Origin of the sequence: Cupriavidus numazuensis (assembly GCF_905397435.1) — a bacterium.
In the GTDB taxonomy this organism is placed as follows: domain Bacteria; phylum Pseudomonadota; class Gammaproteobacteria; order Burkholderiales; family Burkholderiaceae; genus Cupriavidus; species Cupriavidus numazuensis.
On the sequence record NZ_CAJPVI010000160.1, the window covers coordinates 1 to 769 of the forward strand.

Below are 769 nucleotides of genomic sequence, written 5' to 3' on the forward strand. Positions count from 1 at the left end.
GTGCAGGTGCTCAAGGAGGAAGGCAAGACCGCACAGAGCAAGTCGTACATGTGGGTGTATCGCAGCGCGGAGGACTGCGAGCAACCGGTGGTGCTGTTCGACTATCAACCGGGGCGTGGACAGGAGTATCCGCAGGCGTTCCTCGCTGGCTACCATGGCATGCTAATGACCGACGGCTACAGCGCTTGGCGCACGCTCGAAGGCGTCACGCACTTCGGTTGTGTTGCGCATTCCAGACGGATGTTCGTTGATGCGCAAAAGGGGCAGAAAAAGCCCAGCGCGCGAGTGCTAAAAGCGCTCGAGTACTTCCAGGCCCTGTATCAGGTCGAGACGCTCGCCAAGGCCGAACTGCCCGAAGGTGAAACGCGCGTCAACTACACATACCGGCTGCGTCAACAGCACAGCGCGCCGCTGCTGAACGCCTTCAAGGCATGGCTGGATGAGCAGGCGCCGCAGGTACTGCCGGAAAGCCTGCTGGGCAAGGCCATCGCCTACGCGCGCAACCAGTGGGAATACCTGAGCCGATACGTTATCGATGGGCGTGCGCCCCTCGATAACAACGCGATAGAACGAGACATCCGACCATTCTGCACAGCAAGAAAGGCATGGCTCTTTGCTGACACCGTTGCTGGGGCGAAGGCGAGCGCCATGATCTACATGCGTATTCCGGTGAACGTGACCGACGATTCCGGCGCAACGTGACCGTTGCGCGCGAGGGGATGTTACGCGGTTCAGATTGTAGAGGGCGCGGTCACGATGAGTTGATTTT

General features: G+C 59.8%; 1 pseudogene. It reads left to right on the top strand.

Features of this window, described 5'->3' with window-relative positions:
* Positions 1-657 (top strand): annotated as a pseudogene (gene tnpC / locus KHO41_RS41000) (IS66 family transposase); the annotation flags it as partial.
* Between the last annotated feature and the right edge of the window lie 112 nt (positions 658-769).